The organism is Variovorax fucosicus (assembly GCF_030316825.1).
Lineage (GTDB): Bacteria > Pseudomonadota > Gammaproteobacteria > Burkholderiales > Burkholderiaceae_C > Variovorax > Variovorax fucosicus.
The window spans coordinates 1-3,606 of the sequence record NZ_JASZYU010000011.1; the positions used below are offsets into that span (position 1 = coordinate 1).

The 3,606-nt window shown below is 54.6% G+C and carries 4 protein-coding genes and 1 pseudogene; 2 read left to right on the plus strand and 3 right to left on the minus strand.

Features of this window, described 5'->3' with window-relative positions; all coding sequences use genetic code 11:
• The first annotated feature begins 294 nt into the window (after positions 1 to 294).
• Positions 295 to 801, plus strand: coding sequence for a winged helix-turn-helix transcriptional regulator (locus QTI05_RS27720; protein ID WP_286539711.1), 507 nt, complete (start codon positions 295 to 297; stop codon positions 799 to 801).
• 31 nt (positions 802 to 832) lie between these two features.
• Here QTI05_RS27720 and QTI05_RS27725 read toward each other — a convergent pair whose 3' ends face one another.
• A complete protein-coding gene (locus QTI05_RS27725; RefSeq protein WP_286539712.1) occupies positions 833 to 970 on the minus strand; it encodes a hypothetical protein in 138 nt (45 codons plus the stop codon).
• Between the two features lie 87 nt (positions 971 to 1,057).
• Between QTI05_RS27725 and QTI05_RS27730 the strand changes: the two are divergent.
• A pseudogene (locus QTI05_RS27730) lies at positions 1,058 to 1,243 on the plus strand (IS3 family transposase); the annotation flags it as partial.
• A 167-nt stretch (positions 1,244 to 1,410) separates the two neighbouring features.
• Here QTI05_RS27730 and QTI05_RS27735 read toward each other — a convergent pair.
• The gene (locus QTI05_RS27735; protein WP_076196669.1) at positions 1,411 to 2,463 is read right to left on the minus strand and encodes an NAD(P)-dependent alcohol dehydrogenase; all 1,053 of its coding nucleotides are present in this window, start codon (positions 2,461 to 2,463) and stop codon (positions 1,411 to 1,413) included.
• Between the two features lie 374 nt (positions 2,464 to 2,837).
• The coding region (locus QTI05_RS27740; RefSeq protein ID WP_286625029.1) for an acetoacetate decarboxylase family protein at positions 2,838 to 3,606 on the minus strand (769 nt) is incomplete at its 5' end.

Sequence of the window (3,606 nt, forward strand, 5' to 3'; positions counted from 1 at the left end):
TTCATGGCAGGCTCCCTCTAGCTAATCGCATGTGCTCTTCGCTCCAATTTGCCCGAGCTGGCAAGCATTCCTCGCAGGCGTCATCGGGGCGCCCCATCGCGAAATGCCTCAACAAATCGGTTTAACTTTACAACCACCGCCCAGATGGTACTCTGTCTGGTTTATTTTTGCAACCTACGGCTTGAGTACGAATCGATGCAAACCAGGACACCACAGTGACTGCGGCGCTGTCGGAACGTGGATCGTCTATAGCAACAAGCCACTGGCATGCACACATCGGCATGAAGGAGTGAGATGAAGGGCAAGCGTACAACGCTGGAAACCAGCACTTGCGCGATCGCGCGATCCCTCGAGTCAATTGGTGACTGGTGGTCGCTGCTGATTGTTCGTGACGCCTTGGCGGGAACGCGGCGTTTTGGGGAGTTTCAACGGAGCTTAGGACTAGCGAAGAACATCTTGACCACGCGTCTGCGGAAGCTGGTTGCCTGCGGCGTTCTCACCACGGCACCCGCCTCCGATGGATCGTCCTATAGAGAGTATGTCTTGACCGAGAAAGGTGAACGGCTCTACCTAGTGGTCGCCTCGCTTTGGCAATGGGGAGAAGAATTCTGTTTCCCTCCCGGGCAACTCTCCTATGATCTGGTGGACCGACAAACGCACGAAAAACTCCGCCCACTTGAGTTGAAATCACAGGACGGTCGCACGCTCGGCCCGCACGACTTCGTTTCGCGCGCGCTCGAACGAGAAGACAGAGATCCTTCTTCAACCGCGCTGAGCTCAGGGGATCCGCTAGGAAAATGAGCGCCTGACAAGCATCCACGTCAGCGTAGCTTCACTTCGCGAGATGTTGCGGGTCAACAATTGGTATTTTTGCTCGCTCGCGTATGCGAGCCACGCTCTTGCCCTCGCGTCTGGCCCGCTGCAGGTGCGGCTGCCAACGCTTCGGGTCGATCTTGGGGATGCTGGTCAATACGTGCTCCTTCATGTTTGATGAAGCTCGAACATCTATCGCCTTCTCGATCAATGCGGTAGGGCGTGGCTTATTGACGGCTTACGTATCACCTGCAGCATGAGCCGCGGAGACAAGGACAACTCGGCGATGGAGAGCTTCTTCAGTTCATTGAAGACCGAGCGCCGAGCGCACGGCCAGGAAGGTGTACCGGTGTACCAGTCACGTGCGGACGTGTTCAACTACATCGAGCGGCTCTACAACCCTACTCGACGTCAATTGAAACTCGGCTGGTCAGTCCGATTGAGTTCAAGAAGCTTGGGTCGGTGTCCACGCAATCGGCAGCAGCCCATGGCGCAGGTAAGTTCGATCGAACCGGCCAATATGCTCGCAAGCTCTGACACGGTTGGTCCACCCGCCGATTCCACTTCAACTAACACAGCCAGATTGACTAGCGCGAGTTAACGCACCGTTGCCATGTCGATGACGAAGCGGTACTTGACATCACTTTTGAGCATCCGCTCATAGGCCTCGTTGATTTGCGGCATCTTGATGATCTCGACGTCAGAGACGATGTTGTGTTTCGCGCAGAAGTCCAACATCTCCTGAGTCTCAGCAATGCCGCCGATCATCGACCCGGAGATACTGCGTCGTTTGCTGATGAGGCCAAATGCGCCGGGCGAAGGATTCGGCGAACTCGGTATCCCAACCAAGACCAAAGTGCCGTTCATCTTAAGCAGTGTCACTAGCGGATCCAAGTTGTGAGCGACCGCGACCGTATCGAGAATGAAGTCAAAGCTGTTGCGATGGATCGCCAATGCGTCGGCATTCTCCGAAACAACGACTTCCTTGGCTCCCAACCGCAGCGCGTCCTCGGTCTTGCTAGGCGAAGTGGTAAATAGGACGACGTGCGCACCCAGCGCTGTCGCGATCTTTATCCCCATGTGCCCAAGCCCGCCCAGCCCAACAATACCCACCTTCTGGCCCGGACCAACCTTCCAGTAGCGCAGAGGCGAATAAGTTGTGATGCCCGCACACAACAATGGCGCTACAGCAGCTAGGGCCTTTTCGTGGTGTGAGATTCTTAGGACAAATTTTTCAGATACCACGATGTGGTCCGAGTATCCGCCCAACGTATTGGCGCGCGACACTTGTTCCTGGCTGTTGTAGGTCCCGGTCATGCCGTTGTCGCAGTACTGTTCGAGACCTTGAGCGCAAGGTTGACAATGCTGGCAACTATCCACCATGCAGCCCACGCCGACGAAGTCACCCACTTTGAATTTTGAAACGTCCGTTCCCACTTCACTCACACGTCCGACGATCTCATGGCCAGGCACACAGGGATATACCGACGGGCCCCATTCGCTCCTTGCGGTGTGCAGGTCAGAGTGGCAGACGCCGCAGTACAAAATGTCAATGGCAACATCCCGCGCCGTCAGAAATCTACGCTGGAAAGTGAACGGTGCGAGTGGGGTGGTGGCGGACTGGGCCGCATAAGCATGCGCGAGTGTCATAGCGTTTCCGATGTGGACGTTCTAGAAGGTGAACTCTATTTTTGACTTTATGAATGCCAGAACAAGCAGGATCCCCTGATATGCCGTTCTATTGAGAGTTTGATTAAAGATGGTCTGCGTAAGCTGCTTCAAGTTGCATCGATGTTCTGATTCGCATCGATTCGTATGCTCAGGCGCCTGGTATCAATTCGCCTGGCGAGTTCAATCTGCCTGCATTCCCATCAAACTGCACTGCGCAATCCAAAGGTTGGACAACGCAACCGCGTGTGCACCTGCATTGCGATCTTTGAAGCGGGCCAACTAACAAACCTGTCCAATAGTTCAAGCCGCGTTGGATACATCGCATGGGACTCAGAATGCACATGCCAAATCGATCATCCCAGTACTCGCTGCTCAGAAAGATCGGTAGCGCCTCGCACTTCGGCGATATAGCTAAAACGCGGTGAAAGCACCGGCAGACTTTCAAGTGCATTCACTATGTGAAACATAGTTGGAAGCTCCTCCCATGTAGAGCGGATAAATTTGACTTCTCCAATACCTGAAACAAAAGAGGTATATCGAGGCTTGGCTGAACTGACTTGTGGAGACAACACCATTTCGTCAACAGCCGCTTCGCCTACTTGGCGCAGGCTAGGGATGTAGCGATGGTGCAGAATTCCATCACTTTCCGGTGACTTCGGCGGCGCCCCGACCACCAAGTCGCTGAATGCCATCCGGATAAATTCGTGCCCTTCCCAAACGGCCGTGTGGAGTCGAGTCCCTTGTAGGATTCGGGGCTCTGGCAGCTCACAGTACAGCTTCGAAAATCCTAGTTCCTCACGGCCAGTAAGGATTGGTTCACATCGGTTTTCCCATAGGACAGACATGAATGACCCGCGAACTGATTCGCTAGCGCCGCGGTAGCGGACTGGATATGAAACCGAAAGCAGTGAATAACCGCGCCCGGCGAGCCACTCAAGTTCTGTCAACGTCACATGTTCCACAGTGACGATGGGTTCACCGTCGAGTTCGCAATTCGGCGGCAGCAATTTGCGAAGCTCAGCTTCATCCGTTAAAAAGCTGATTGAAGCGATAGTGCGCGGCGCATCACTAAGGTCAAATCTTTCTCCATTCGGTCCTTGGCGCGGTCCGGGACTGGGTCCA

Excerpts from the sequence above, each read along its gene's own strand:
- QTI05_RS27735 (WP_076196669.1), bottom strand. The coding sequence starts at position 2,463 with ATGACACTCGCGCATGCTTATGCGGCCCAGTCCGCCACCACCCCACTC.
- QTI05_RS27720 (WP_286539711.1), top strand. The coding sequence starts at position 295 with ATGAAGGGCAAGCGTACAACGCTGGAAACCAGCACTTGCGCGATCGCG.